Source organism: Litchfieldella qijiaojingensis, from assembly GCF_014651875.1.
Classification (GTDB): domain Bacteria; phylum Pseudomonadota; class Gammaproteobacteria; order Pseudomonadales; family Halomonadaceae; genus Litchfieldella; species Litchfieldella qijiaojingensis.
Genome location: NZ_BMXS01000025.1, coordinates 28,538 through 54,485, shown reverse-complemented (window position 1 = coordinate 54,485; position 25,948 = coordinate 28,538). Strand labels below are relative to the sequence as shown.

The window sequence follows — 25,948 nt, the reverse complement described above, 5'->3', positions numbered from 1 at the left end:
AACATGACGTTGTGAATTTCCGACTTGCTTGCGATGATTTCCAGCATCGAGTGCAACCGGAACGGTCGGATCACGTGGATAAATTCGAGCTGAAATTGGATCAGGCGGCGCGCGCGGCCTGGCTGTCGTATGTCGGTGGGCGCACTCAGGATGAGATCGCCAGCCAGCTCGGCGTGTCGCGCCCTGGCGTACAGCGGCTGCTGGCCTTGGCGCGTCAGGAAGGACTGGTCAAGGTGCACATCGATCATCCGTTGGCCAATTGCATGGTGATGTCGGATGCCATCCTCAAACGCTTCGGCCTGGAGTTCTGCGATGTCGTGCCGGCCGACCCCGACGCCGCCGACAGCAGCGCCCACTACCTGGCGGTGGCCGGCGCCGAACGCTTGTCCCGCTACCTGGACCGTTCCGAACCCTTGACGCTGTCGCTTGGCACCGGTCGCTCGGTGCGGGCCATGGTGGAAGCCCTGAGCCGTATCGACCGACCGCAGCATCGCTTCGTGTCGCTGGTCGGCAATGTCGCCCGCGACGGCTCCGCCAACCGCTACGACGGGGTCATGGTGCTGGCCGACAAGACCGGCGGTGAGCGCTTCCTGCTGCCGGCGCCGGTGGTGGCCGGCTCGGTGGAGGAAAAGCAGGCCATGCTCAGCCAGCACCTGTTCCAGGCCATCGCCGAGGTCGCCAAGCAGGCCGAGGCCGCCTTCATCGGCATCGGGCGCATCGATCGCCAGGCGACCCTGTTTCAGGATCACTTTATCAGTGAGACCGAACTCGAGGAGTTGTTGTCGCTTAGTGCGGTAGGCGAGCTGCTGGGTTGGCCGCTGAATCAGGCCGGCGAGGTGATCGACTGTTCCATCACCCGCCGCGTCACCAGCTTGCCGTTGGAGATGTTTCGCGACCAGTCGCTGGTGGCGTTGGCCGGTGGTCGTGACAAGGGCCCGGCGATCCTGGCTGCGCTGCGCGGCGGCTGGCTCAAGGGTTTGATCACCGACGAGAACGCGGCGCGCTTTATCATCGAGTCGGAAAATCTCTGACTGTCAGCGTTTCTCTAATCCGTTGGCCTAAAGTCTAATACCAGTTCCTTTGCGTTTTTTTGGTTCCTGTCCGATCATTTGATCGATCGATGAGTAAATTGATCAAAACAAGAATCCGGCTTTCTACAACAATGCCAAGCCCGAATACAGGGCAAGCCTCTAAAGGAGCCAACCGATGAAGCTCACAAGAGCACTCCCCCTTGCCGGCATCGCGGCCGTCGGCGCCACCGCTACGGCTGCCTATGCCGAAACCATCACCGTGGCCACGGTCAACAACAACGACATGGTCATCATGCAGAGCCTGACCGATGAGTTCGAGGCGGCGCATCCCGATATCGAGCTGGACTGGGTGATTCTCGAGGAGAACGTGCTGCGTCAGCGGTTGACCACCGATATCGCTACCGACGGCGGTCAGTTCGATGTGATGACCATCGGCACTTACGAGGCTCCCATCTGGGCCGAGCGCGGGTGGTTGGTACCGCTGAATGACCTGCCCGAGGACTATCGGGCCGACGATCTGCTCAAGCCGGTCCGCGACGGCCTGAGTCATAACGGCACCCTGCATGCCCTGCCGTTCTACGGCGAGAGCTCGATGATGTTCTATCGCAAGGACCTGTTCGAGCAGGCAGGAATCGAGGTCTCCAAGCAGCCGACCTGGGAGGAAGTCCGCGACTGGGCAAGCCGGGTCCACGATCCGGATAACGGCGTCGCTGGTATCTGCCTGCGTGGCAAGCCGGGCTGGGGCGAGAACATGGCCTTCGTCTCGACGCTGGTGAATACCTTCGGTGGGCGTTGGTTCGACGAGGAATGGAATCCGCAGATCAATTCGCCGGCCTGGCAGGAGGCGATCCAGTTCTACGTCGACCTGCTCAACGACTATGGCCCTGCCGGCGCCAGCTCCAATGGCTTCAACGAGAACTTGGCGCTGTTCTCGCGCGGCAACTGCGGGATCTGGGTCGACGCCACCTCGGCGGCGGGCAAGCTCTACAACCCCGGTGAGTCCTCGGTGGCCGACCAACTGGGCTTTGCTCCGGCGCCGATCGCCGAAACCCCCAAGGGCTCGCACTGGCTGTGGTCATGGGCGCTGGCCATCCCCTCCTCCTCGGAGAAGCCCGAGGCAGCCAAGACCTTTATCAGCTGGGCGACCTCCCAGGAGTACATCGAGCTGGTCGGCGAGACCCAGGGCTGGACCAGCGTGCCGCCGGGTACCCGCGAGTCGACCTACGCCAACGAGAACTACCAACGCGAAGCGCCCTTCGCCGACTTCGTGCTCCATGCCATCCGTAACGCCGATCCCACCGACTCGACCCTGGAGCCCAGCCCCTACATGGGCGTGCAGTTCGTCGGCATTCCCGAGTTCCAGTCGATCGGCACCCAGGTCGGTCAGATGGTGGCCTCGGCGCTGACCGGCGACTCCACGGTCGAGCAGGCCCTGCAGTCCGCCCAGCGCGCCACCGAGCGCACCATGCAGCGTGCCGGTTACCTGGATTGATCGGTCCCGGCTGGCCGGGGTTCACCCCGGCCACTCCCTTTCTCACGTTTTGCGGTAAACGACCATGAACAAGACACGAGCCTCCGGGCGGACCGTCGGTGGATGGCGAAACCTGTCACTGCAGGGACCCGCGGTCACCCTGTTGTTGCTGTGGATGCTGGTACCGCTGGGCATGACCCTGTGGTTCTCCTTCCAGCGCTACAACCTGCTGATGCCCGGCATGACCGGTTTCGCCGGGCTGGAAAACTACCAATACCTGTTCACCGACCCGGCGCTATGGACGGCCATGGGCAATACCTTGCTGCTGGTGGGCTCGGTGCTGGCGATCACCGTGATCGGCGGGACCCTGCTGGCGGTGCTCTTCCAGCAGGAGTTTCCGGGACGCGGCGTGGCCCGGGTACTGGCGATCTCGCCGTTCTTCGTCATGCCCACGGTCAGCGCCCTGGTGTGGAAGAACATGATGATGCACCCCGCCAACGGCGTGCTGTCCTGGGTGGCCGAATCGCTCGGCTTGCCTGCCCTCGACTGGTTTTCCTCGCTGCCACTGACCTCGATCGTGATCATCGTTGCCTGGCAGTGGCTGCCGTTCGCACTGCTGATCCTGCTTACCGCCATGCAGTCGCTGGACGACGATCAGGTGGAGGCCGCGCGCATGGATGGCGCCGGGCCGGTGGCGATCTTCTTCTTCATCACCCTGCCGCACCTCAAGCGGGCGATCAGCGTGGTGATCATGATCGAGATGATCTTCCTGCTGACCATCTTCGCCGAAATCTTCGTCACCACCTCCGGTGGTCCAGGGCTGGCGACCACCAACCTGGCCTACCTGATCTATATCCGGGCCCTGCTCGACTTTGATGTGGGCACGGCCTCTGCCGGTGGGGTGATCGCCATCATCCTGGCCAATATCGTCGCCATTTTCCTGGTCCGCATGGTGGCCAAGAACCTGGAAAACTGACGCGAGGAGACTCCCATGACTACGGCAAGAACCAAACCCCTCGCCTCGACCAGCAACCAGGCGGCGATCAAGGAAGGGCGCCACGCGGCCTTCATGAACACTGCCGCGCGTCGCCGCCTCGGGCTGACGGTGCTCGGCTGGACGATCGCCGGCGTGATCTTCTTTCCGATCTTCTGGATGGTGCTGACCGGCTTCAAGACCGAGGCCGCGGCCATCGCTGAACCCAGCCTGATCTTCTCGCCGACCCTGGAAAGCTACACTGCCGTCCATGGCCGTGCCGACTATTTCAAGTTTGCCATGAACAGCGTGGTGGTAGCCTTCGGCTCGACGTTGTTGGCACTGCTGATCGCTATTCCTTCGGCTTATTCCATGGCTTTCCTGCCCACCAAGCGCACCAAGGGCACGCTGCTGTGGATGCTGTCCACCAAGATGCTGCCGCCGGTCGGGGTGCTGGTGCCGATCTACCTGCTGTTCCGCGATGTCGGCCTGCTCGACACCCGTACCGGACTGATCATCGTGTATACGCTGATGAACCTGCCGATCGTGGTGTGGATGCTCTACACCTTCTTCAAGGATCTGCCCAAGGACATCCTCGAGGCGGGACGCATGGACGGTGCCAGCACTCTCCAGGAAGTGCTCTTCCTGCTGCTGCCGCTGACCCTGCCGGGCATCGCCTCCACCGGCCTGCTGTCGGTGATCCTGAGCTGGAACGAGGCCTTCTGGAGCCTCAACCTGACGTCTTCCAATGCGGCACCGCTGACCGCTTACATCGCCTCCTTCTCGAGCCCCGAAGGCCTGTTCTGGGCCAAGCTCTCCGCGGCGTCGACGATGGCCATCGCACCGATCCTGGTATTCGGCTGGCTGACCCAGAAACAGATGGTCCGTGGCCTGACCTTCGGCGCCGTCAAGTAACGAGGATTTCCCCATGGCAACGCTTCAACTCAATCAGATCGTCAAGCGCTTCGACGACACCCAGATCATCAAGGGCGTGGATCTCGAGGTCAACGACCGTGAATTCGTGGTCTTCGTCGGCCCTTCGGGCTGTGGCAAGTCGACCCTGCTACGCATGATAGCGGGACTCGAGAGCGCGACCTCTGGCGATATCCTCATCGACGGGCAGCGCATTAACGACGTGGGGCCGGCCGATCGTGGCCTGGCCATGGTGTTCCAGAGCTACGCGCTCTACCCGCACATGACCGTCGAGGACAACATGGGCTTCAGCCTGCGCCTGGCCGGGGTGCCCAAGGCCGAGCGCCGCGAGAAGGTACGCGAGGCGGCACGCATCCTGCAGCTCGAGCCGCTGCTCGATCGCAAGCCCAAGGCGCTCTCCGGTGGCCAGCGTCAGCGCGTGGCGATCGGCCGTGCCATCGTGCGCAACCCCAGCATCTTCCTGTTCGATGAGCCGCTCTCCAACCTCGATGCGGCGCTGCGCGTGCAGATGCGCATCGAGCTGGCGCGGCTGCACGAGGAACTCGACGCCACCATGATCTACGTCACCCACGACCAGATCGAGGCCATGACCATGGCTGACAAGATCGTGGTCCTGCAGGGCGGGGTGGTCGAACAGGTCGGCTCGCCCATGGAGCTTTATCATCACCCGCGCAACCGTTTCGTGGCGGGCTTCATCGGCTCGCCGAAGATGAACTTCCTCGAGGTCGGCGTGGACCATGCGAACTCCGAAGGCGTCAGGGTCAGACTTCCCGGAGGGGAGTCTTGCGCGATACCGGTCGACGGCAGTGATCTGGCCACGGGCTCGACGCTGGAACTGGGTATCCGCCCCGAGCACCTGATGCTCGACGACCAGGGCCCGATGGAGGGCGAGATACAGGTCATAGAGCGCCTGGGCGGGGTGACCTCGCTGTACGTGCGCATGGGCGAGAGCATGGTGACCGTGACCGCCGACGGCGATGTCGCCCATCGCGTGCACGACAAGGTGCGCTTCGGCTTCGAACCGCAACGCGCGCACCTGTTCGACAGCGAAGGTCTGGCCTTGCCCACTCTGCATCGACACCCCCTGGCCGGTCTCAATCGTCAGGACAACCGGGCGCCCTCCGCGGCCAACGGCCAATGAACGGAGCGCCCATGGAAACCCTGATCTTCGACTGCGATGGCGTGCTGGTGGATAGCGAGGCCATCGCTGAGGACACCCTGGTGCGAATCCTTGGCGAATGGTTGCCGGACCTCCACCCCGAGGAGGCGTTGGGGCAGGCCCTGGGCATGACCACCGCCAATATCCTCGCCCATATCGAGCAGCGCAGCATCCACGCGCTGCCCGATGATGCCCTGGAGCGCATCGACACTGCCATCGAGGCGCGTCTCGCCCGCGAGCTGCGTGCCATCGAGGGGGTGGCGGAGGCCGTCGCCAGGCTCGACATGCCATTGGCGATCGTTTCCAACAGCCGCCGCCGGCGCGTCCTTGGCTCGCTGGCTACCACTGGGCTGGATGCGCTGTTGAACGGCGCGCCGCTGTTCACCGCCGAGCAGGTAGAGCGGCCCAAGCCCGACCCGGCGGTCTATCGGCTGGCCGCCGAGACCCTGGGGTGCCAGCCAGGGGATTGCCTGGTGGTGGAGGATAGCGTTTCGGGAGTTACGGCGGCCCGCGCCGCGGGCATGACGGTGATCGGCTTCACCGGAGCCAGCCATATCCAGGCTGGCCACGACCATCGGCTAATCGAGGCTGGTGCCTGGCGGATCCTGCCGCACATGCGTGGATTGGAAGCGCTGACCGAAGAGTGGCGGCAACAACGCCTTGACTCCACTCAGCCTTCCATCCGGCAGTGACCGATCCGTGTGATCCACAACATCTTCGAGGAGGTATTGAGCGTATGAAACTCAAGGACAAGGTCGCCGTAGTGACCGGCGGCGCGCGCGGCATCGGTCTGGCCATCGTGCAACGCTATCTGGCCGAAGGAGCGGGGGTGGCGGTCGCCGACATCGACGAGGTCGCCATCGACGAGGCCCTGGCATCGTTGGAAGCGGAGCTAGGCGAGGAAGTCCGGTCGCGGCTGATGGGCGTACGCCTCGATGTCTGCGACCGGGCGTCGATCGCGGAGATGGTGGAAGCCGTGACAGGGCGCTTCGGCGGCATCGATATCCTGGTCAACAACGCCGCGGTATTCGATATGGCGCCGGTATTAGAAGTTACCGAGGCGAGCTACGACAAGCAGTTCAACGTCAACGTCAAGGGCTTGTTCTTCACCCTGCAGGCGGTGGCGAAGTCCATGGTCGATCGTGGCCAGAGCGGCAAGATCATCAACATGTCGTCGCAGGCGGGCCGGCGCGGCGAAGCATTGGTCAGCATGTACTGCGCGTCCAAGGCGGCGGTGATCAGCCTGACCCAGTCGTGCGGGCTGGGGCTGATCAAGCATGGCATCAACGTCAACGGTATCGCGCCGGGCGTGGTCGATACCCCCATGTGGGAAGAGGTCGATGCGCTGTTCGCCCGTTACGAGAACCGGCCGCTCGGCGAGAAGAAGCGTCTGGTGGGAGAGGCGGTGCCCTACGGACGCATGGGCCGCCCCGAGGACCATGCCGGGGCCGCGGTGTTCCTAGCCAGCGACGACAGCGATTACGTGGTGGCCCAGACGCTGAACGTGGATGGCGGCAACTGGATGAGCTGACCGATAAATGCTTGCGCGGGAGAAGACAAAAATGAATCCCGATATCCATGACATGGCCGTGCGGATCCTGGAGGCGGCGGGCAATCGTCGTCGCTTCGTGGTGGCCCTGGCGGGGCCGCCCGGTGCCGGCAAGTCGTTCCTCTCGGAATGGCTGTGCCGGGAGCTCAACGAACGCCAGCCCGGCGTCGCCGCGGTGGTGCCGATGGACGGCTATCACCTGGACAACGCCATTCTCGAGCCCCAGGGGCTGCTGCCGATCAAGGGCGCTCCCGAGACCTTCGACCCCGACGGCCTCAAGCACGACCTCGAGCGCATCCGATGTGCCGACAAGACGGTCGCGGTACCGGTGTTCGATCGTCCGCTCGACCTGGCCCGGGCCGGCGGCCGGCTGATCACCCTGGCGCATCGCATCGTCATCGTCGAGGGCAACTACCTGCTGCTCGACCGGGTGCCTTGGGACAGCCTGCGGTCCCTGTTCGACCTGACGCTGTTTCTCGAGGTGCCCGATGAGGTCCTCGAGGCCCGCCTGATCCAGCGCTGGCTGGGGATGGGCCAGGACCAGCAGGGGGCGCTGGAGCGTGCCCGCCACAAGGACATGCTCAATGCGCGGTTGATCAAGGCCGAGTCGATCGAGCCCGACGTGATCTGGCGCTAGTGTCCCGTTTTTTCTGTCACTTTCTTTATTGCCGCTTGCGGCAAGGAGTGCCCTCATGACCGCTCTCAACAACGACAACCTGAACAGGCTGGACCCCCAGGTCGTCAGTCCCCGCTATGATCGCCGCGACGTCACACCAGGGATCGTCCACTTCGGTGTCGGCGGCTTCCATCGCGCCCACCAGGCCATGTATCTGGACGACCTGATGAATCGCGGCCAGGCACTGGACTGGGGCATCATCGGGGTCGGCGTGATGCCCGGCGACCGTCGCATGCAGGAAATACTGGCCGCCCAGGACCATCTTTACACCCTAGTGGTCAAGCACCCCGATGGCCATTACGAGCCGAGGGTGATCGGCTCGATCGTCGACTATCGGTACGCGCCGGACGACCCTGGGGCGGTGATCGAGACGATGGCCGACCCGGCCATTCGTATCGTCTCGCTGACCGTCACCGAGGGTGGCTACAACTTTCATCCGGTCAGTGGCGAGTTCGACTTCGATAATCCCGATGTATGTCATGACCTGGACAATCCCGACTCGCCCCGAACCACTTTCGGTCTGATCGTCGAGGCACTCAGGTTGCGTCGCGAGCGGGGAGTGGCACCGTTCACGGTGATGTCCTGCGACAACATCCAGGGCAATGGCGAGGTCGCCCACTACATGTTCACCGCCTATGCCCGCCGTCGCGACGCCGATCTGGGCACTTGGATGGAAGCCGAGGTGCCGTTTCCCAACTCGATGGTCGATCGCATCACCCCCGTGACCGCTCCCTCCGATATCGAGGAACTGGCCAGCCGCTTCGGCGTCGACGATGCCTGGCCGGTGGTCTGCGAACCCTTCACCCAATGGGTGTTGGAGGACCGCTTCGCCAACGGGCGCCCAGCCTTCGAGGAGGTCGGCGTGCAAGTGGTCGACGATGTCGAGCCCTATGAACTGATGAAGTTGCGGCTGCTCAACGCCAGTCACCAGGCGCTGTGCTATTTCGGCTATCTGGCAGGCTTCCGCTATGCCCACGAGGTCTGCCAGGACCCATTGTTCGTCGACTTCCTGCTCGACTACATGACCCGGGAAGGCACCCCCACACTGGCACCGGTACCCGGGGTGGATCTCGAGGAATACCGACGCACGCTGATCCAGCGTTTCGCCAATCCCGAAATCAAGGACACCCTGGCGCGGCTGTGCGCCGAGAGCTCGGATCGTATCCCCAAGTGGCTGTTGCCGGTGATCCGCGAGCAGATCGTCCGAGGCGGCGAGATGCACCGTGCCGCCGCGGTAGTGGCGAGTTGGGCGCGCTACGTCGAGGGCGTCGACGAACAGGGCGAGCCGATCGCGGTGGTCGATCGCTTGAAGGAAGAACTGATGGCCATTGCCGCCAACAACCGGCGTCAACCGACTGCCTTCATCGACAATCGCGAGTTATTCGGCGACCTGAACGCAGAGGAACGCTTTCGTCGCGCTTACCTCGACGCACTAGACAGCCTTCATCACAAGGGTGCCCGTGCCACCGTGGAGGCCTTGGTCAAGTGCTAGGAGTGCTAGGCTTGTTACACCATCGTCGTGACCGCGAGCATGATGAATCATGGCCGGGAAGAGGAAAGCGAAATGTATATCGGGGTTGATTGCGGCACCCAGAGCACCAAGGTGGTGGTGGTCGATACGGAAGACGCCGCCATCCTGGGCGAGGCGAGCCGCCCCCACCAACTGATCGAGGGCGACAACGGTCGTCGCGAGCAGCACCCCAGCGAGTGGCTGGAGGCCTTCCGCGGCGCCTTCTCCGATGCCGTAGCGCGTGCCGGCATCGACACCCGGGCGATCCGCGCCATCGGCGTTTCCGGCCAGCAGCATGGCCTGGTGGCGTTGGACGCAAGTGGTGAACCGGTCTATCCGGCCAAGCTGTGGTGCGACACCGAAACGGCGGACCACAACGCCGCTCTGGTCGAGCGACTCGGTGGCGAAGCCGGCTGTCTCGACAAGCTGGGTCTGGTACTGCAGACCGGCTATACCGCCTCCAAAGTGGCCTGGCTGCGCGATACCCATCCTGGCGCCTACCGGAGCATCGACAGCATCCTGCTCCCCCACGACTATCTGAATTTCTGGCTGACCGGTGAGCGTGTCGCCGAAGCTGGCGACGCTTCGGGGACCGGCTATTTCGATACGCTGACACGGCACTGGCGCGATGATGTGTTCGCCGAGATCGCCCCGGAGCTGGACGCTGACCGTGTGTTGCCGCGGTTGATCGAATCGCATGAGCCGGCCGGGGTGGTGCGTCCAGCGCTGGCCAGGGAGCTGGGACTTGCCGACGACGTACTGGTGTCCAGTGGCGGTGGCGACAATATGCTGGGCGCCATTGGTACTGGCAACATCGCACCGGGGTTGGTGACCCTGAGCCTGGGCACCTCGGGCACGGTATGCGCCTACTCGAACGAACCGGTGCGTGCCGAGAGCGCAATGGTCGCTAACTTCTGCGCCAGCCACGGCGGCTGGTTGCCGTTGATCTGTACCATGAACGTGACTTCGGCCACCACTCGGGTGCGCGAACTGTTCGGCCTCGATCTGGCGGCCTTCGGCGAGCGGATCGCCAGCGCCCCGATCGGTGCCGACGGCATCACTATCCTGCCGTTCTTCAATGGCGAGCGGGTGCCTACCTTGCCGCATGCCTCGGCCAGCTTCCTGGGACTGACCAGCGTCAACACGACCCAGGCCAATCTGTGTCGGGCGGTAGTCGAGAGCGCCACCTTCGGCATGCGCTATGGCCTCGAGCTGCTCGGTGGCCTGGCCAAGGACGCCAGTCAGATTCGCTTGATCGGTGGCGGCGCCAAGAGCCCGATCTGGCGCCAGATGGTCGCCGATATCACCGGCACCCAAGTCATCTGCCCCGAAATCACCGACGCCGCGGCACTGGGTGCGGCGCTGCAAGCAGCCTGGTGCCATTGTCAGGCGACGACCTCGTTGGAGGCGGTCTGCGCACGCTTGGTGCATCTCGACGAGCGCTCCTTGGCTGAACCCGAGCCCACACGTGTCGAGGCCTATCACGATGTCTATGCCCGCTATCGCCAGGCACTGGCTGATGGCTATGCCATTCCGGCGTGAATCGAATCCACTTTACTTGGGAGGTAAGCCATGACGACTCGTCTCGATGCCCTGAAACGTCATTCGCTGGTGGTCGCTGATACCGGCGATCTCGAGGCCATTCGGCGTTACCAGCCGCATGACGCCACCACCAATCCCTCGTTGCTGCTCAAGGCCTTCGATCTGCCCGGTTACCAGGCGCTGATCGATGAAGAGCTCGCCGCGGTCAAGGCCGAGGGCGGCGATCGCCAGAGCCAGGTTGAGCACTGCGTGGACCGGCTCGCCGTGGTCAAGGGCAGCGAGATCGCCAAGCTGATACCGGGGCGGGTATCCACCGAGGTGGCCGCCAAGCTTTCCTTCGATACCCAGGCCAGCATCCGCAAGGCCCACGAGTTGATCGAGCTTTACGAGCGGCGAGGCGTGGGCCGCGACAGGGTGCTGATCAAACTGGCGTCCACTTGGGAGGGCATCCGTGCCGCCGAACAACTGGAGAAAGACGGCATCAACTGCAACCTGACGCTGCTGTTCAGCCTGGCCCAGGCGCAGGCCTGCTTCGACGTCGGGGTGTTCCTGGTTTCGCCGTTCGTCGGCCGAGTTACCGACTGGTACAAGAAGGAAACCGGACGCGACTATGCCCCGGAGGAGGATCCCGGCGTATTGTTCGTGCGTAGCGTCTGTCGACATGCCGGTCGGGGCGGTTACGACACGGTGGTGATGGGGGCGAGCTTCCGCAGCGTCGGCCAGGTCCTGGCACTGGCGGGCTGCCACCGGCTGACCATCTCCCCGGCGCTGCTAGAGGAATTGGCCGGGGCCGAGGGCAACGTGGAGCCCCAGGTGGTATTTCCGGCCGCCAGTGGCGAGCGTCCGGCACCGCTGACCGAGCCCGCCTTCCGGTGGGGACATAACCAGGATGCCATGGCCAACGACAAGCTGGCCGAGGGCATTCGCCGCTTCGCCGACGATCAGGCGCAGCTTGAGAGCCGAATAGCCGAGCGCTTGGATTCCCTTTGAGGAAAGCCTGGCTGTCACAGACTTACCCAGAATCTCCATAATGCGGCGCTGACGATGCCGGCGGCAATCGCCGGCAAGGGTTTGCGGAGGATGAGCATCACGCCCAAGGTGGCCAGCAGCGCCAGGCGCGCCGCGCCGTCGCCGTGGACGGCCATGGGCGTGATCACTGCCACCAGCACCGAGCCGGCCATGGCGTTGATGAAGCGTTCGACCTTGGGGCCAATGGGGACACGCGACATCACCAGCACCCCGCCGGCGCGCGTCAGGTAGGTGACCAGCGCCATGACGACGATGGCGGTGAGCGCCCCGATGAGTGTCATGGGCAGGTTCATGCCGAGGCCTCCCGTTTTTGTGGCTTGCCGGGCACCAATAGTCCGGCCACACCACCGGCCAGGGCGCCGACGATGACATGCGAGTTTTCCGGCAGCCAGGCCATCGCTGCCAGTGCACTGAGTGCGGCCACGCTCCACGGCAGCAGCATCGACAGGTCGCGCTTGCCGCCGACCAGCATGGCCAGCAGGAAACAGCCCATGATCACGTCGAGCCCATAGCGCTCGGGGTCGGTGATGCCGCTGCCGAACACCACCCCCATCAGCGTGCCGATCATCCATGCCAGCCATATCGCGAGGCCGCCGCCGACCAGCATGCCGACATTGGTCTCGCCACGTTGATGGTCCGCCGCCGCCATCGCCCAGTTGGCATCGCTGAGCACCGTCAGGCTGGCATAGCGCTGGCGCGTGGGTAGGTGGCGCAGCCAGGGATAAAGCGCGGCACCCATCAGCAGGTGGCGGGCGTTGATGGCGAAAGTGGTGGCGATCAGCGCGATCAGCGGAATCTGCGGCCCCCACAACTCCAAGGCCGCGAACTGCGACGCACCAGCGAACACCAGAGCGCTCATCAGCAACGTCTCCAGCCCCGACAGCCCCCGCTGCAATGCGGCCACGCCGAACGCCAGGCCGAACACGATCACGAAAAGCGACAGTGGTGCCATGCGCTTGATGCCGGACAGGGTCCCGGGCAAATCGAGTCGGGCGCTCATCAGTTTATGCGCGAGATACCCCGTACTTTGCGTGCGGGGAGGGATAGCGCGGTGCCGGCAGGCACCCCTTAATCTCGCTGCCTCCTTTTGATTGCTGGCTATCTATACAGTGATTGTTGTATCTTGGTTCGTATGACGAAATGCGCCTACAAATACCGCTTCTATCCGACGCCGGAGCAGGAACAACTGCTTGCCCGTACGTTCGGCTGTGTGCGCTTCGTCTATAACGCGGTGCTGAGACACCGCACGGATGCGTTCCAAGAGCGGCGCGAGAAGATCGGCTACACGGCCGCGAACGCTTACCTGTCCCGGTTGAAGAAAGCCGAAGAAACCGCCTTTCTCAACGAGGTCAGCTCGGTACCGCTCCAACAGTGCCTGCGTCACCAGCAAGCGGCATTCAAGCACTTCTTTGAGGGGCGCGCCAGGTACCCGCGGTTCAAGAGCAAGCGCCATCGCCAGTCGGCGGAGTTCACCCGCTCGGCCTTCAGGTACTGCGATGGTCAGTTGTTCCTGGCCAAGTGTGCCCAACCTTTGGCCATTCGCTGGAGCCGACCGCTGCCCAGCGAACCCAGCACCGTTACCGTTTCCAAGGACTCCGCCGGCCGCTACTTCGTCAGTTGCTTGTGCGAGTTCGACGCCGAGGCCTTGCCCGTCACGCCGGAAATGGTGGGCATCGACCTCGGCCTGAAAGACCTGTTCGTTACCAGCGACGGGTATCGAACCGGCAATCCCCGCCATACGGCCCAGCACGCTGCCAGACTGGCCAGAGCGCAACGCTGCCTGAGCCGAAAGAAGCTCGGCTCCAGCAACCGTGCCAAGGCCCGGCAGAAAGTGGCCCGCCTTCACGCCAAGATCTCCGATTGCCGGATGGACAACTTGCACAAGCTGTCCCGCAGACTGATCAACGAGAACCAAGTGGTCTGCGTCGAATCCCTCAAGGTCAAGAACATGCTGCGCAACCCAACTCTGGCCAAGTCGATCAGCGACGCGGGCTGGGGCGAGTTCGTGCGACAGCTTGAGTACAAGGCTGAGTGGGCAGGGCGCCAGGTAGTCGCCATCGACCAGTGGTACCCGTCGTCTAAACGCTGCTCGGAGTGCGGGCATGTAGTGGACGACATGCCGCTACACGTGCGGGATTGGGCGTGTCCCGAATGCGCCGCCGAGCACGACCGCGACATCAATGCGGCGGTCAACATCAGAGCCGCCGGGCTGGCGGTGTTAGCCCTTGGAGAGAATGTAAGCGGCATGGGGCAAGTCTCCATGTCCGGTTCTCGGTGAATTGGGAATCCCCTTCCTTCAGGAAGGGGAGCAGTCAACCTTTCCATACCTCCGCAACGATCCGGTAGCTGCGCATGGTGACGTTGTCGCCGCCGACAAGGCGATTCCAGCGCAGAGCGGCCAGGCTGGTGCCGTCGGAGTCCGGGGCAATGCTTGGGGTCAAGATCCGGTTACCGTCCATGGCGGGTTTCCTGTCAGTGTGGAGACCATATCCTGGCTCAGATCAGGGGACAAATTCCACATCCGACGTCGAAGCACCTCCTTTCCTGATATATCTTCGCCGCGGAGTGGCCGGGACGCCTGGCGCCTATCCTCCTTGATGTTTCGCCCCCATGTCCTGGAACATCTCGCGCAGATCGACGGTGCCGCGATGGCCGATGGACTCGAAATTCTCGTCGAGCCAGCGCGTGGCGGTGGCACGGCCGAGATCGCGCAGCTTGGTGAGAAATTCCCATTCGACGTTCATCTTCGACGAGGCACCCAGCGGTTTCAGTTCCGCCTGGTTCTCGATGATATGCACCCGCACCTGGCGGTAGTCGTCGGGCGATAGCTTGCCCTGGCGGATCAGCCGGTCGACGAAGTCGATCGCGCGCAGTTCCTTCAGCAGGCTGCCATTGAAGCTGATCTCGTTTATCCGGTCCTGGATCTCCATTGGCGTGCGCGGTGCGCCCTTGCGTTCGATCGGGTTGATCTGGATGACCACGACATCATCGGTGCCCGTCTTGCCATGAAACGGAAACAGCGACGGATTGCCCATGTAGCCGCCATCCCAGTAGGGCACGCCGTCGATCTCTACCGCCTGGTAGAGATGAGGCATGCAAGCCGAGGCCATCACCATGTCCGCCGTCAGCGCCTCGCGGGGGAAGACCTTGACCTTGCCGGTCTCGACATTGGTGGCGGAGATGAACAGCTTGAAGGCGCTGCAGGCGCGCACCATGCCGAAATCGATGCTCCTTTCCACCAAGTCGCGCAGCGGGTTGATGTTCATGGGGTTGAGCTGATAGGGCGATGACATGCGCGACAGCGCACCCAAGGCATGATAGACGGGGTTGTTTTCGAAGCCCCAGTTGCCCATCAACACATCGATGGGCATGCGCCGCAGTGGGCTGGATCGCGCGGCCTCGCTCATGCTTCGCCAGAAATGATCGAGCGCCGCGCGCCCGCCTTCGGGGCCGTTGCGGGTGAAGCCGTCGGCGAGGGCCACCGCGTTCATCGCCCCCGCCGAGGTACCCGATACCCCGGCGATTTGCAGTCGGCCATCTTCGAGGATGTGATCCAGGACCCCCCATGTGAAGGCGCCATGCGCGCCCCCGCCCTGCAGGGCAAGATTCACGGCCTTCGGTTTCCGCGCCATGTGTCTGATCCTTTTCGATTCGGGTTCTGCGGGGGTATCGGTGCCGTGCATGGCTCAGTCCATCCGCCAGCCATGGCTGACCACGATGCTCTGCCCGGTCAGTGCGTTGGTGGGGAAGCTGGCAAGAAACAGCGCGGTCTGTGCCACGTCCTCGACGGTGGTGAACTCCTTGTCGACGGTCTCGCCCAGCATGACCTCGTTGATCACTTCCTCCTCGGAGATGCCCAGATCCTTGGCCTGCTCGGGGATCTGCTTCTCGACCAGCGGGGTCTTGACGAAGCCCGGGCAGAGCACGTTGGTACGCACGCCCTTGCTCCCGCCTTCCTTGGCGATCGTCCGTGCAAGTCCCAGCAGCCCGTGCTTGGCCGCGACATAGGGGGCCTTGAGCGCCGAGGCTTCCAGCGAATGCACCGAGCCCATGAACAGGATCGTGCCGCTGCCCTGCCTGTACATGTGGGGCAGCACCGCCTTCGAGGTCAGGAAGGCGCCGCCGAGATGGATCGCAATGATCTTGTTCCACTCGGCGTACTCGAATTCCTCCACCCGCTTGACCATCTGTACCCCGGCATTCGACACCAGGACATCCACGCCACCGAAGGTGTCGACCACCTTGTCGATGCCGCGCTGCACCGCGTCGGGATCGGTGACATCCATCTCGACGGCTATATGATCCTGGCCGAGCTCGTCTGCCGCCGCTTCCGCCCCTTCGATGTCGATATCGGCGAGGGCTACCTTGCCGCCGGCCCCGGCGAAGTGCTTGGCGATGGCGAGACCGATGCCGCTGGCACCGCCGGTGACGACGCAGATTTTCCCGTTGAGTGTCATGTGGTTATCCTTTCTGGAAAACTTGAAAGTAGAAGGCGGGGGAGGCGTTCGGGGTGTGGGTTGTCGGGATCAGGCATGCGCCTCCGCCATCATGCGAGGGTGTGGCGGGGACTCCGGCACCTCGTGAATGGCTGCCCGTTGGAACGCTTGGCGTCATGATCGTTCCGGCCGGCGTTCATTTCCTCCCTCCCTCGGCGACGATCCGGTAGCTGCGCAGGCGATCCTCGTGAGCATAGACATCGGTGTTGAGCATCAGCTCGTCGGCTCAGGGGGTACCTGATAAAAGAAAAATTAGCCTGCTTGCTAGTTGTACGGTATGGGGTCGGAAACGGCAATGGCAATGCTTTTCCAGCTCAGCTTATGATGAAACCAACAAAAGCGCCTTCAGAAGCAGTGGAACGTCACCATGCCAGGCCGTAAGTCATTGCGCGGCGCCACGCGCCGCTCACGTCGGGTCGTCAATCATCGTCAGCCGGTGACGCTGGATCGTTGGCTGGATCGGCTGGTGGACATCGCCGTGATCACTGCATTGCTGGTGGGCTCCGTGGCACTGGTGGTGACGTTTTTCTGACCCCGTTCCCAAGAACCAGGATTGTTCTCCCTCATGAATATCGTAATCCCCGATGATTATCAGGATGCGGTCAAAACACTGGCCGCGTTCCGCAAGCTCGCCGGTCACGAGGTGACCATCTTCAACGATACCGTCACCAACCTGGACACCTTGGCCGAACGCTTCTCCGAGGCCGAAGCGCTAGTGCTGATTCGCGAGCGCACCGCAGTCGGCGCAGAGTTGCTTGCACGCTTGCCCCGGCTCAGGCTGATCAGCCAGACCGGCGCTGGCACGGCACATATCGATCTCGAAGCCTGCGAGCGTCATGGCGTGACTGTGATGACCGGCTCCGGATCACCCCACTCCACGGCCGAGCTGACTTGGGCGCTGGTGTTGGCGGGCATGCGTCATCTTCCCCAGGAAGTGGAGAATCTCAAGGCCGGGCGCTGGCAGCGCACCTTGGGCACCGGCCTGCATGGGCGCACGCTGGGCATCTTCGGTTACGGAAAGATCGGTCGGCTGGTTGCCGGCTATGGCCAGGCCTTCGGCATGTCGGTACTGGTCTGGGGACGCGAGAGCACCCGGCAACGTGCTCGTGAGGCCGGGCTCGAGGTCGCTGGCAGTCAGAGGGAACTGTTCGAGCGTGCCGACGTGCTCAGCCTGCATCTGCGCCTGAACGAGGGTACGCGTGGCATCGTCGGCCCCGATGACCTGGCGCGCATGAAGCCCTCGGCAGTGCTGATCAACACCAGCCGCGCCGGGCTGATCGCCCCCGGGGCATTGGAGGCCGCCTTGCGTGCTGGTTGCCCGGGGCGTGCCGGCATCGATGTGTTCGACGAAGAACCGCTCTATCGGCATCCCATGCTGTCGTTGCCTAACCTGGTCGCCACCCCGCATCTGGGCTACGTCGAGCGCGACAACTACGAACTCTATTTCGGCGAGGCCTTCGACAACGTGCTGGCCTTTGCTGCAGGCAAATAGCCTTTACCACATGCGTCCCTCACCGACGATTACTGCTTGGCCACCGATGCGGATCGTCATGGCGCCGGCGTCGTCGCGCCGAACCTCGGCCAGGATGTCGCTTGCGCGCCCCATCTCGACGCCTTGCTCGATTCGCCATTTCCAGTGACCCGGTCCCTCCTTGTGCGTCGCCAGGAAGCCAGCTAGAGCAGAGGCGGCACTGCCGGTAGCGGGGTCTTCGCGCAGGCAGCCGATCTCGGTGGAAAACATCCGAGCGTTCAAGGCTTCCCCGTCGTTCACATAGAGATAGATCTGCTCGACGTGGCTGGGTGAGACATGTTGCAACCAGAGCGATGGGGAGGGTTGTGCCTGGGCGAGCGTTTCCCGGGAGTCGAGCTCGATCAGATGGTAAGGCAGGCCACAAGAGGCCACCACCGGCTCACCGATGACCTGCGATGTCGCCACGCCGAGCAGGTCGGCGGCCGTCGAGCGAACGATCGAACTGGCGCCGACCTCGACGGGGCGTGCAGTGGTGAAATAGGCCAGCTCGTCTTCGAAGCGTACCTCCAGATCGCCGACCTTGGCTTGCAAGATCAGTGGCTGTTCTCGGTCGGCCATGCCTTGCGCCACCAGCAGGTGAGCGGTACCCACCGTGGGGTGGCCGGCGAAAGGTAGTTCGGTGGAAGGTGTGAAGATCCGGATCGGGAAGCGGTTCTCTGCCGTGGGCACCCCGACGAACACCGTCTCCGAGAGGTTAAGCTCATTGGCAATAGCCTGCATCTGGGAATCGGCCATGCCTTCCGCCTCGGGAAAGACTGCCAAGGGGTTGCCTGCAAAGGGCCGGCCGCTGAAGACATCCAGCAGCAAGTAGCGATAACTCTCCTGTTTCATAGGTTTCCTTTTTTCCTATGTGTGTTGAGAGGGTGTTTACAAATGTGACGAGCGATGGTCAGGCAAGGCGAAATCAGCCGAAAAAGCGGAGTTTACGAGGTTGTAAATGAGCATTTTGAGGCTGATTTCAACGCAGCATGGCCGAGCGCAGTAGTTTGTAAACACCCTCTGAGGGTCACTTCCAGAAAGGCTTACTTCCTTCGCGTTCAGCATCGCTGCGCTCGATGCCGATATCATCCAATAGATGATCGTCCAGTCGTAGCAGTTGGCGCCGTGAGCAGTGACGTTGACATTGCCGCCAGAAAGCAGCGCGTAGTTGTTTCAAAAGGTCGAGGAGCATAGTCGTGGTCTCCTGTCAGTGGCTCCATGACAGGCTACGACTGGTCTATGCATCGATACAGATTCAGATTTATAGTATTTCTGCGATACAGAATGAAAGGAAAACTAACTGTATCGCAGATTCTCACTGCATCTGTATTGGTTGCTTCGATATACCGAGATAACTGTAATGAAACGCTATGAGCAGGTGGTACAGACGCTGGCCCAGCGTATCGAGCAGGGGCTGTATCGCGTCGGCGATCGGTTGCCGTCGATTCGCACCTTGTGCCGCGAGCAGGGGGTGAGTGTCTCCACGGCGCAGGAGGCCTATCGCCGCCTGGAAGAAGCTGGCTTCGCCGAGGCGCGGCCACGCTCCGGCTATTACGTTTTGCCCAGGGCAACCCCCAGCGTGTTGCCCCGCGTCTCGCGCCCCGCCCAGCGGCCGCTTGACGTTTCGCAGTGGGACCAGGTGCTGGAACTGGTGGGGGGTCCGCCGGACGAAGACGAAATGCTGATGCTGGGGCGCGGTATCCCCGACCTGGGCGCGGCAACGTTGCGGCCGTTGCAGCGGATGCTGGCCACCCTGCACCGCCATGTCGACGTTCGCGGACTCAACTACGACAGCCTGGCGGGCAGCCGGGAACTGCGCCAGCAGATCGCGAGGCTGGCGACGACATCGGGCTGCCTGTTGCACCCGGACGACATTCTGGTCACCACCGGTTGCCAGGAAGCGTTGTCGCTCAGCCTGCGTACCCTCACTCAGCCCGGCGACGTGGTAGCGGTGGATTCACCGAGCTTCTACGGCACCATGCAGATTCTCAAGGCCCAAGGCCTCAAGGCGCTGGAGATTCCCACCGACCCGCAGACCGGCATCAGTCTGGAAGCCCTGGAACTGGCGCTGGAGCAGTGGCCGATCAAGGCCATCCAAGTCACCCCGACCTGCAACAACCCGCTCGGTTACACCATGCCCGAGGCTCGCAAGCGAGCCTTGCTGGCGCTGGCGCAGCGCTTCGATGTGGCGATCATCGAGGATGATATCTACGGTGACCTTGCTTTCACCACCCCGCGCCCCCGGACCATCAAGAGTTTCGACGACGAGGGGCGGATACTGCTGTGCAGTTCCTTCTCCAAGACCTTGGTGCCTGGGCTGCGGGTCGGCTGGATGGCGCCGGGTCGCTACCGCGATCAGGCACTGCACATGAAATACGTTTCTACCGGCGCTTCGGCGACGCTGCCACAGCGGGCGGTGGCCGAGTTCATCGCCCAAGGCCACTATGAGCGCCATCTGCGCGAAATGATCCGCCAGTATCAGCGCCACCGCGACATTCTGCTCGGCTGGGTCGAGCGCTACTTTCCAGCCGATACCGGCGTCAGCTACCCGCAAGGTGGATTCCTGTTGTGGCTTGAGCTGCCGGGTGGCATCGACTGCGTGCGTCTCAACGAGCGCCTGGCCAGCGAGCGTCTGTGGATCGCTCCGGGATCATTGTTCTCCGCCTCGGGGAAGTACCGTCACTGCCTGAGACTCAACTACGCCGCGCCGTTGACGGCTGCCATCGAAGCGGCGGTGAAACGTGTCGGCGAAACGGTCATGGCCATGCGCGATGAGCAGGCTGCCTTAGCTGGTTGATAGCGGTTTCTACCGCTGGTGGTGCTCCACCGTGGCGTCATCGAAACGGTCGACCTGGCGCAACGGGGCAAAGAGCCGCGACCACGCGCCGACCACCGCCAACGTACCGAGTCCCCCGATCACCGCTGCCGGCACCGCGCCCAACCAGGCAGCCATGCTGCCGGCACGGAACTCGCCGAGTTCGTTGCTCGAGCCGATGAAAAGCATGTTGACGGCATTGACCCGGCCACGCATCTCGTCCGGGGTGGCCAACTGGATCAGTGTCATGCGCACGTAGACGCTGATCATGTCGGCGGCACCAGCGGTCAACAAGGCCAACCAGGAGATCCAGAAAACCGTCGATAGCGCGAATACCAGGTTGGCGATTCCGAAGATGGCTACCGCACTGAACATCACCAGCCCGGCATGTCGCCGGATGCCGCGTATTCCGAGATAGAGTCCCATCAGCAGGGCGCCGATCGCGATGGCGCTACGCAGCGCCCCCAGACCCTCCGGGCCGACCTTGAGGATGTCCTGGGCATAGATCGGTAGCAGCGCCACGACCCCGCCCAGCAACACCGCGAACAGGTCCAGAGAGATGGCACCGAGGATGATCGGCTGCGAACGAATATAGCCGATACCCGCGGTGAAACGTTTCCAGGCGGTGGCTTCGCGTGCCTTGGTCTCCTGGGCCTGGCGGACGGGTACGGGCACCAGCAGTATCAACGCCGTGAGGAAGCAGCCCAGGCACACCGCATAGGCCAGACTGCCACCCACCGCGTAGAGAATACCACCCAGTAGCGGGCCGCCGATCACCGCAATCTTCATGATCGAGCTGTTGAGCGCGATGGCCTGGGCGAGCTGGGGGCGCGGCACGATATTGGGCAGCAGGCTCTGTAGCGTCGGCCCGGTGAAGGCCCGGGCGCAGCCGAACAGTGTCAGCACGACATAGTAGAACCTGACGTCGCCGTTGTCGGAGGCGGAGAGCGTGAGCAGCAGGGCGCTGCATAGCCCTTGCACCGCCCAGCTCAGTTGCAGGATGCGCTTGCGCGGGAAGCGGTCGACCAAGTCGCCGGCGGGCAGCAGCAACACCACCATGGGCAGGAACTGCGCCAGGCCCACATAGGCCAGCGACATGGGGTCGCGGGTGATGTCATAGACCTGCCAGGCAACCACCACCGCCTGGATCTGCATGGCGAACACCGCCGCCAGGCGCGATACCAGGAAGGACAGAAAGCCCGACTGGCGGTGCAGGGGGACGGGAGTGCTACCGGAATCGTAGGCCAGGGAGTCGGATCTCATGCGCATGCCGTTCTGCGAAGCGAACTTCGATTCTAAAGGCAGGCGCTGGGTTTATCATCAGACTAATCGATATTCTGCTAACGAATTGGGCGGCTGGCCAGGCTAGGCCACTGCATCACCCACTTCGACCTGCGAACGATTACGGTCCGTCGTGATCTTGGCGCTGATCGGGCCGGTAATAATGCCGGCCCGATGACGTGTTGGCGATAGGGCGTATCTAGCGGAAACGATGCTGACCGCTTCGGTTGCGAAGCATCGTCTCCTACTGCAGTCAGTTTCCGGTGGCAGGAGAAAGACATCTGGGTCAAACCACAACCCAGCCCCCTTCCGCGTGGGAGCGCTCGATGGCCTCGATCATGCGGTTGACCCGCCAGGCCTCACGGAAGTCCGGGAACAGGGGGCGGTTACCCACAATACCTTCCACCAGGTCGCGGACCTCGATGATCTTCTGGTCGTTGTAGCCGAGCCCATGGCCGGCCGCTGGGCTGAAGGCGGCATAGTCGGGATGCTCGGGGCCGATCAGCAGGGTGCTGAAGCCGCGACGCCCCTCGGGACCTTCGTGCTTGTAGAGCTGCAGTTCGCTCATCCGCTCCTGGTCGAAGATGATCGATCCCTTGGTGCCGGTGAGGGTGTAGGCCAGGCCCATCTTGCGGCCGGTGGCGACCCTGGAAGTCTCGATGTTTCCGATCAGACCGCCGTCGAAGCGCAGCAACGCCTGGGCCTGGTCGTCATTCTCCACCTCGCCCATGCCGCCGCTACCGTCGGCCAGGGGACGCCGGGGGATCACCGTCTGGAGTTGGCCGAATACCTCGCTGATGCGCTGGCCGGTAAGATACTCCGCCATGTTGAGGATGTGCGAGCCCACGTCGCCCAGAGCGCCGGCGCCGGCAGTCTCACGGCGGGTACGCCAGCCGTGAGACACCCTGGGGTCGGTCATGTAGTCCTCGTTGTGGCGGCCGCGGAAGTGGATGAGCTCGCCGATCTCGCCACTCTCGACGATCTCGCGCGCCAGTTGGGTCGCCGAGTTACGGATGTAGTTGAAGCCCACCAGAGTCTTGACCCCGGCCTGCTCGGCGGCCTCGACCATCTTTTGGGCATCGGCGGCGGAGAGGGCCAACGGCTTTTCGGAGTAGACGTGTTTACCGGCGGCGATAGCGGCCAGCGCCATCTCCTTGTGCAGGAAATTCGGCGAACAGATGTCAACGACATCGATGTCGGGGTCGGCGACCAGCGCTTTCCAGTTACCGGTGGAGCGGGCGAAACCCAGTTCCCGGGCCTTCCACTCGGCCAGCTCGTCGTCGACTTCGGCCAGCAGTTCGCATACCGGGGTAGCCGAAAGGGAAAAGACTGTCGGGGCGGCCTTGAGGGCGATGGCATGAGCCTTACCCATGTAACCGGTGCCGATCAGGCCGATCTTCAGAGTCTGCATCGTGATGATCCTGTTTCCAGACCAACGAGCGCCGGGCACATGGCCCGGCGCGAGTGCACACGCCTTGCCGGGTTAGTGCGTCGGCATGGTGAAGTGGTTGGTCTCGGCACGGATACCGCTCGGCCAGCGCTGGGTGATGGTCTTCATGCGGGTGTAGAAGCGCACGCCATCGGGGCCGTGCATGTGCAGCGGGCCGAACAGCGAGCGCTTCCAGCCACCGAAGCTATGGAAAGCCATCGGCACCGGGATCGGCACGTTGACCCCCACCATGCCCACCTGGATCTGCTCGCAGAACTGACGGGCGGCATCGCCGTCACGGGTGAAGATGGCGGTGCCGTTGCCATACTCGTGGTCGTTGATCATCTTGACCGCGTCGTCGTAGCTGTCGGCGCGGGCGATGGCCAGCACTGGGCCAAAGATTTCCTCGCTGTGGATGCGCATGCCCGGCTTGACATGATCGAACAGCGAGCCGCCAACGAAGTAGCCATTGCCGGCACCTTCGACCACCGCTTCGCGACCGTCGACCACCAGTTCCGCGCCTTCCTCTACACCGGTGGCGATGTAGCCCTTGACCTTTTCCAGGTGTTCCTTGGTGACCAGCGGGCCCATGTCGTTGTCGGGGCCATCGACGATCCCCGGACCGATGCGCAGCTTGGCGAGTTCGGCAACGAGTTTCTCGCGCAGGCGCTCGGCGGTTTCCTGGCCAACCGGTACGGCCACAGAGATCGCCATGCAGCGCTCGCCTGCGGAGCCGTAGGCGGCCCCCATCAGCGCACCGACGGCCTGGTCCAGGTCGGCGTCGGGCATGATCACCATATGGTTCTTGGCGCCGCCCAGGGCCTGGACGCGCTTGCCATGGGCCGAGCCGGTGGCGTAGATGTACTCGGCGATGGGGGTGGAGCCGACGAAGCTCACCGCCTGGACGCGCTCGTCGGTGAGCAGCACGTCGACGGCCTCCTTGTCGCCGTTGACCACATTGAACACGCCATCGGGCAGGCCGGCCTCCTTGAGCAGCTCGGCCAGGCGGATGGAGGTGGAGGGATCCTTCTCGGAGGGCTTCATCACGAAGGTGTTGCCGCAAGCGAGGGCGATGGGGAACATCCACATCGGGACCATGGCCGGGAAGTTGAACGGCGAGATACCGGCACACACGCCCAGCGGTTGCATCAGCAAGTAACTGTCGACGCCGGTACCCACGTTCAGCGAGTGCTCACCTTTCTGCAGGTGCGGGATACCGCAGGCGAATTCGACGACTTCCAGGCCACGGGTCAGTTCGCCCTTGGCATCGGAGAACACCTTGCCATGCTCGCTGGAGATCAGTCGGGCGATCTCGTCGGCATTGGCCTCCACCAGTTCCTTGAACTTGAACAGGATACGCGCGCGCTTGAGCGGCGTGACCTTGGACCACGAGGCGAAGGCCTCGTCGGCGACGCGCACGGCTTCGCGGGTCTCGTCAGCGGTAGCCAGGGCCACTTGAGCGCTCTGCTCGCCGGTGGCGGGATTGTAGACCGGGGCGAAGCGTTCGCTACGGCCCTCGACGATGTTGCCATTGAGGTAATGATGAATCTGGTTCATGAGATAACCTTCGGTGCTTCCGGTTGAAAATGGGGGGTTCGGTTCCCAGGGCACGTCATTCGTCGACGCTGAACCCTGCTTGTTCGGCCAGTGACCTGAGGTTGCGATACCCCATGCGGGCATAGGTCAGCGGATGCGCGACTTTCGGATCCTGCTCGGCTTCCACCACCAGCCAGCCCTGGTAGCCCTGCTCACTCAGATGTTTCAGGGTGGGCAGGAAGTCGATGTTGCCGTCGCCGGGCACGGTGAATACCCCATCGAGCACACCGTTGAGGAAGCTCTTGTCGCGGTTGCGCAGCTCATCCAGCACCGGGAAGCGAATGTCCTTGCAGTGTACGTGCTTGATACGTGAGGAATAGCGCTTGGCGATCGCCAGCGGATCGCCACCGGCGCCCACCAGATGGCCAAAGTCGAGCAGCAGGCCCACCGAATCACGGGTGTTGTCCATCAGCCGTTCGACGTCGGCCTGGCTCTCCACCACGGTGCCCAGGTGGTGGTGATAGGCCATGTGCACGCCCTGTTCCTTGAGGTAGTCGCCGACGATGTTGAGACCTTCGGTCAGACGCTGCCACTCGGCATCGCTCAAGTGGGGACGCTGGGACAGCGGGTGCGACTGGTTACCGTGCACGCAGTGGGTGACCTCGCAGAACACCATGGCCTTGGCGCCGCACTGCTTGAGCAGGTTCAGGTGATCCTTGACCGCCTCGATCTCCTCCTCGGGGCTGCGTTCCAGCAGATTGCTGGAGTACCAGCCGGAGACCAGCGACAGGTCGTGCTCGCCCAGCACCTCGGAGAGAGCCTCCGGAGTGCGAGGGAACTTGTGGCCGAGCTCGAAGCCGCTGAAGCCGGCTTCGCGACCTTCGGACAGGCAGGTTTCGAGCGGTGTCTCGCCGCCCAGGCTGGGCAGATCGTCATTGGTCCAGGTCAGCGGGTTGATTCCCAGTCTTACGCTCATGACGTACTCCTAGAATGAAAAATCTTGTTGTC

26 protein-coding genes are annotated in these 25,948 nt (G+C 63.2%); 15 read left to right on the top strand and 11 right to left on the bottom strand.

Annotation, left to right across the window (positions count from 1 at the left end):
- Positions 1-74 precede the first annotated feature (74 nt).
- The 11 genes from IE093_RS18760 (at position 75) to tal (ending at position 11,834) form a co-directional block, all read left to right on the top strand.
- A complete protein-coding gene (locus tag IE093_RS18760; RefSeq protein WP_189471884.1) occupies positions 75-1,031 on the top strand; it encodes a sugar-binding transcriptional regulator in 957 nt (318 codons plus the stop codon).
- Between the two features lie 175 nt (positions 1,032-1,206).
- Positions 1,207-2,523: an ABC transporter substrate-binding protein gene (locus IE093_RS18755; protein WP_189471882.1), complete on the top strand. Its 1,317-nt coding sequence runs from the start codon at positions 1,207-1,209 to the stop codon at positions 2,521-2,523.
- A 64-nt stretch (positions 2,524-2,587) separates the two neighbouring features.
- Positions 2,588-3,478, top strand: coding sequence for a carbohydrate ABC transporter permease (locus IE093_RS18750; protein ID WP_189471881.1), 891 nt, complete (start codon positions 2,588-2,590; stop codon positions 3,476-3,478).
- A 15-nt stretch (positions 3,479-3,493) separates the two neighbouring features.
- Positions 3,494-4,390: a carbohydrate ABC transporter permease gene (locus IE093_RS18745; protein ID WP_422730997.1), complete on the top strand. Its 897-nt coding sequence runs from the start codon at positions 3,494-3,496 to the stop codon at positions 4,388-4,390.
- 13 nt (positions 4,391-4,403) lie between these two features.
- Positions 4,404-5,549, top strand: coding sequence for an ABC transporter ATP-binding protein (locus tag IE093_RS18740; RefSeq protein WP_189471879.1), 1,146 nt, complete (start codon positions 4,404-4,406; stop codon positions 5,547-5,549).
- Positions 5,550-5,560: 11 nt separating this feature from the next.
- A complete protein-coding gene (locus IE093_RS18735) occupies positions 5,561-6,259 on the top strand; it encodes an HAD family hydrolase (protein ID WP_189471877.1) in 699 nt (232 codons plus the stop codon).
- 44 nt (positions 6,260-6,303) lie between these two features.
- Positions 6,304-7,098, top strand: a complete 795-nt coding sequence (locus IE093_RS18730; RefSeq protein WP_189471875.1) for an L-iditol 2-dehydrogenase — start codon at positions 6,304-6,306, stop codon at positions 7,096-7,098.
- Positions 7,099-7,129: 31 nt separating this feature from the next.
- A complete protein-coding gene (locus IE093_RS18725; protein WP_189471873.1) occupies positions 7,130-7,753 on the top strand; it encodes a nucleoside triphosphate hydrolase in 624 nt (207 codons plus the stop codon).
- Between the two features lie 55 nt (positions 7,754-7,808).
- Entirely contained in the window at positions 7,809-9,284 is a 1,476-nt protein-coding gene (locus tag IE093_RS18720; protein WP_189471871.1) for a mannitol dehydrogenase family protein, read from the top strand.
- 72 nt (positions 9,285-9,356) lie between these two features.
- Positions 9,357-10,844, top strand: a complete 1,488-nt coding sequence (xylB, locus tag IE093_RS18715) for a xylulokinase (RefSeq protein ID WP_189471868.1) — start codon at positions 9,357-9,359, stop codon at positions 10,842-10,844.
- A 30-nt stretch (positions 10,845-10,874) separates the two neighbouring features.
- Positions 10,875-11,834, top strand: coding sequence for a transaldolase (gene tal / locus IE093_RS18710; RefSeq protein ID WP_189471866.1), 960 nt, complete (start codon positions 10,875-10,877; stop codon positions 11,832-11,834).
- A 14-nt stretch (positions 11,835-11,848) separates the two neighbouring features.
- Here the strand turns inward: tal and IE093_RS18705 are convergent, their stop codons facing one another.
- Complete coding sequence (locus IE093_RS18705) at positions 11,849-12,166, bottom strand: AzlD family protein (protein ID WP_189471864.1); 318 nt, start codon at positions 12,164-12,166, stop codon at positions 11,849-11,851.
- Complete coding sequence (locus IE093_RS18700) at positions 12,163-12,873, bottom strand: AzlC family ABC transporter permease (protein ID WP_189471862.1); 711 nt, start codon at positions 12,871-12,873, stop codon at positions 12,163-12,165. The genes IE093_RS18705 and IE093_RS18700 overlap by 4 nt, the downstream gene beginning before the upstream one ends.
- A gap of 132 nt (positions 12,874-13,005) precedes the next feature.
- On the opposite strand from IE093_RS18700, the gene IE093_RS18695 reads away from it, so the two are divergent.
- Positions 13,006-14,151, top strand: coding sequence for an RNA-guided endonuclease InsQ/TnpB family protein (locus IE093_RS18695; protein ID WP_189471860.1), 1,146 nt, complete (start codon positions 13,006-13,008; stop codon positions 14,149-14,151).
- A 34-nt stretch (positions 14,152-14,185) separates the two neighbouring features.
- Here the strand turns inward: IE093_RS18695 and IE093_RS18690 are convergent, their stop codons facing one another.
- From IE093_RS18690 to IE093_RS18680, 3 genes are all read right to left on the bottom strand, one after another.
- Positions 14,186-14,332, bottom strand: a complete 147-nt coding sequence (locus tag IE093_RS18690) for a hypothetical protein (RefSeq protein WP_189471858.1) — start codon at positions 14,330-14,332, stop codon at positions 14,186-14,188.
- Between the two features lie 126 nt (positions 14,333-14,458).
- Positions 14,459-15,505, bottom strand: a complete 1,047-nt coding sequence (locus IE093_RS18685) for a patatin-like phospholipase family protein (RefSeq protein ID WP_189471856.1) — start codon at positions 15,503-15,505, stop codon at positions 14,459-14,461.
- Positions 15,506-15,559: 54 nt separating this feature from the next.
- A complete protein-coding gene (locus IE093_RS18680) occupies positions 15,560-16,330 on the bottom strand; it encodes a 3-hydroxybutyrate dehydrogenase (RefSeq protein WP_189471854.1) in 771 nt (256 codons plus the stop codon).
- 406 nt (positions 16,331-16,736) lie between these two features.
- Here IE093_RS18680 and IE093_RS18675 point away from each other — a divergent pair, with 406 nt between their 5' ends.
- Entirely contained in the window at positions 16,737-16,901 is a 165-nt protein-coding gene (locus tag IE093_RS18675; RefSeq protein WP_189471852.1) for a hypothetical protein, read from the top strand.
- 33 nt (positions 16,902-16,934) lie between these two features.
- A complete protein-coding gene (locus IE093_RS18670; RefSeq protein ID WP_189471851.1) occupies positions 16,935-17,861 on the top strand; it encodes a D-2-hydroxyacid dehydrogenase family protein in 927 nt (308 codons plus the stop codon).
- 3 nt (positions 17,862-17,864) lie between these two features.
- Here the strand turns inward: IE093_RS18670 and IE093_RS18665 are convergent, their stop codons facing one another.
- Positions 17,865-18,731, bottom strand: coding sequence for a PhzF family phenazine biosynthesis protein (locus tag IE093_RS18665; RefSeq protein WP_189471849.1), 867 nt, complete (start codon positions 18,729-18,731; stop codon positions 17,865-17,867).
- Between the two features lie 175 nt (positions 18,732-18,906).
- A complete protein-coding gene (locus IE093_RS18660; RefSeq protein WP_189471847.1) occupies positions 18,907-19,071 on the bottom strand; it encodes a YjiS-like domain-containing protein in 165 nt (54 codons plus the stop codon).
- 168 nt (positions 19,072-19,239) lie between these two features.
- On the opposite strand from IE093_RS18660, the gene IE093_RS18655 reads away from it, so the two are divergent.
- Positions 19,240-20,676: an aminotransferase-like domain-containing protein gene (locus tag IE093_RS18655; RefSeq protein ID WP_189471845.1), complete on the top strand. Its 1,437-nt coding sequence runs from the start codon at positions 19,240-19,242 to the stop codon at positions 20,674-20,676.
- Positions 20,677-20,685: 9 nt separating this feature from the next.
- Here the strand turns inward: IE093_RS18655 and IE093_RS18650 are convergent, their stop codons facing one another.
- From IE093_RS18650 to iolE, 4 genes are all read right to left on the bottom strand, one after another.
- Entirely contained in the window at positions 20,686-21,957 is a 1,272-nt protein-coding gene (locus tag IE093_RS18650; protein WP_229803742.1) for an MFS transporter, read from the bottom strand.
- Between the two features lie 304 nt (positions 21,958-22,261).
- Entirely contained in the window at positions 22,262-23,386 is a 1,125-nt protein-coding gene (locus IE093_RS18645; protein WP_189471841.1) for a Gfo/Idh/MocA family protein, read from the bottom strand.
- 72 nt (positions 23,387-23,458) lie between these two features.
- The gene (locus IE093_RS18640) at positions 23,459-24,961 is read right to left on the bottom strand and encodes a CoA-acylating methylmalonate-semialdehyde dehydrogenase (protein WP_189471840.1); all 1,503 of its coding nucleotides are present in this window, start codon (positions 24,959-24,961) and stop codon (positions 23,459-23,461) included.
- A gap of 55 nt (positions 24,962-25,016) precedes the next feature.
- A complete protein-coding gene (gene iolE / locus IE093_RS18635; RefSeq protein ID WP_189471837.1) occupies positions 25,017-25,916 on the bottom strand; it encodes a myo-inosose-2 dehydratase in 900 nt (299 codons plus the stop codon).
- Positions 25,917-25,948 lie beyond the last annotated feature (32 nt).

Coding starts and splice junctions, on each gene's coding strand:
- IE093_RS18745 (WP_422730997.1), top strand. CDS start 3,494: ATGACTACGGCAAGAACCAAACCCCTCGCCTCGACCAGCAACCAGGCG.
- IE093_RS18720 (WP_189471871.1), top strand. CDS start 7,809: ATGACCGCTCTCAACAACGACAACCTGAACAGGCTGGACCCCCAGGTC.
- IE093_RS18690 (WP_189471858.1), bottom strand. CDS start 14,332: ATGGACGGTAACCGGATCTTGACCCCAAGCATTGCCCCGGACTCCGAC.
- xylB (WP_189471868.1), top strand. CDS start 9,357: ATGTATATCGGGGTTGATTGCGGCACCCAGAGCACCAAGGTGGTGGTG.
- IE093_RS18750 (WP_189471881.1), top strand. CDS start 2,588: ATGAACAAGACACGAGCCTCCGGGCGGACCGTCGGTGGATGGCGAAAC.
- IE093_RS18640 (WP_189471840.1), bottom strand. CDS start 24,961: ATGAACCAGATTCATCATTACCTCAATGGCAACATCGTCGAGGGCCGT.
- IE093_RS18650 (WP_229803742.1), bottom strand. CDS start 21,957: ATGAGATCCGACTCCCTGGCCTACGATTCCGGTAGCACTCCCGTCCCC.
- IE093_RS18735 (WP_189471877.1), top strand. CDS start 5,561: ATGGAAACCCTGATCTTCGACTGCGATGGCGTGCTGGTGGATAGCGAG.
- tal (WP_189471866.1), top strand. CDS start 10,875: ATGACGACTCGTCTCGATGCCCTGAAACGTCATTCGCTGGTGGTCGCT.
- iolE (WP_189471837.1), bottom strand. CDS start 25,916: ATGAGCGTAAGACTGGGAATCAACCCGCTGACCTGGACCAATGACGAT.
- IE093_RS18655 (WP_189471845.1), top strand. CDS start 19,240: ATGAAACGCTATGAGCAGGTGGTACAGACGCTGGCCCAGCGTATCGAG.
- IE093_RS18730 (WP_189471875.1), top strand. CDS start 6,304: ATGAAACTCAAGGACAAGGTCGCCGTAGTGACCGGCGGCGCGCGCGGC.
- IE093_RS18705 (WP_189471864.1), bottom strand. CDS start 12,166: ATGAACCTGCCCATGACACTCATCGGGGCGCTCACCGCCATCGTCGTC.
- IE093_RS18645 (WP_189471841.1), bottom strand. CDS start 23,386: ATGCAGACTCTGAAGATCGGCCTGATCGGCACCGGTTACATGGGTAAG.
- IE093_RS18675 (WP_189471852.1), top strand. CDS start 16,737: ATGCCAGGCCGTAAGTCATTGCGCGGCGCCACGCGCCGCTCACGTCGG.
- IE093_RS18755 (WP_189471882.1), top strand. CDS start 1,207: ATGAAGCTCACAAGAGCACTCCCCCTTGCCGGCATCGCGGCCGTCGGC.
- IE093_RS18660 (WP_189471847.1), bottom strand. CDS start 19,071: ATGCTCCTCGACCTTTTGAAACAACTACGCGCTGCTTTCTGGCGGCAA.
- IE093_RS18670 (WP_189471851.1), top strand. CDS start 16,935: ATGAATATCGTAATCCCCGATGATTATCAGGATGCGGTCAAAACACTG.
- IE093_RS18695 (WP_189471860.1), top strand. CDS start 13,006: ATGACGAAATGCGCCTACAAATACCGCTTCTATCCGACGCCGGAGCAG.
- IE093_RS18680 (WP_189471854.1), bottom strand. CDS start 16,330: ATGACACTCAACGGGAAAATCTGCGTCGTCACCGGCGGTGCCAGCGGC.
- IE093_RS18700 (WP_189471862.1), bottom strand. CDS start 12,873: ATGAGCGCCCGACTCGATTTGCCCGGGACCCTGTCCGGCATCAAGCGC.
- IE093_RS18665 (WP_189471849.1), bottom strand. CDS start 18,731: ATGAAACAGGAGAGTTATCGCTACTTGCTGCTGGATGTCTTCAGCGGC.
- IE093_RS18740 (WP_189471879.1), top strand. CDS start 4,404: ATGGCAACGCTTCAACTCAATCAGATCGTCAAGCGCTTCGACGACACC.
- IE093_RS18725 (WP_189471873.1), top strand. CDS start 7,130: ATGAATCCCGATATCCATGACATGGCCGTGCGGATCCTGGAGGCGGCG.
- IE093_RS18685 (WP_189471856.1), bottom strand. CDS start 15,505: ATGGCGCGGAAACCGAAGGCCGTGAATCTTGCCCTGCAGGGCGGGGGC.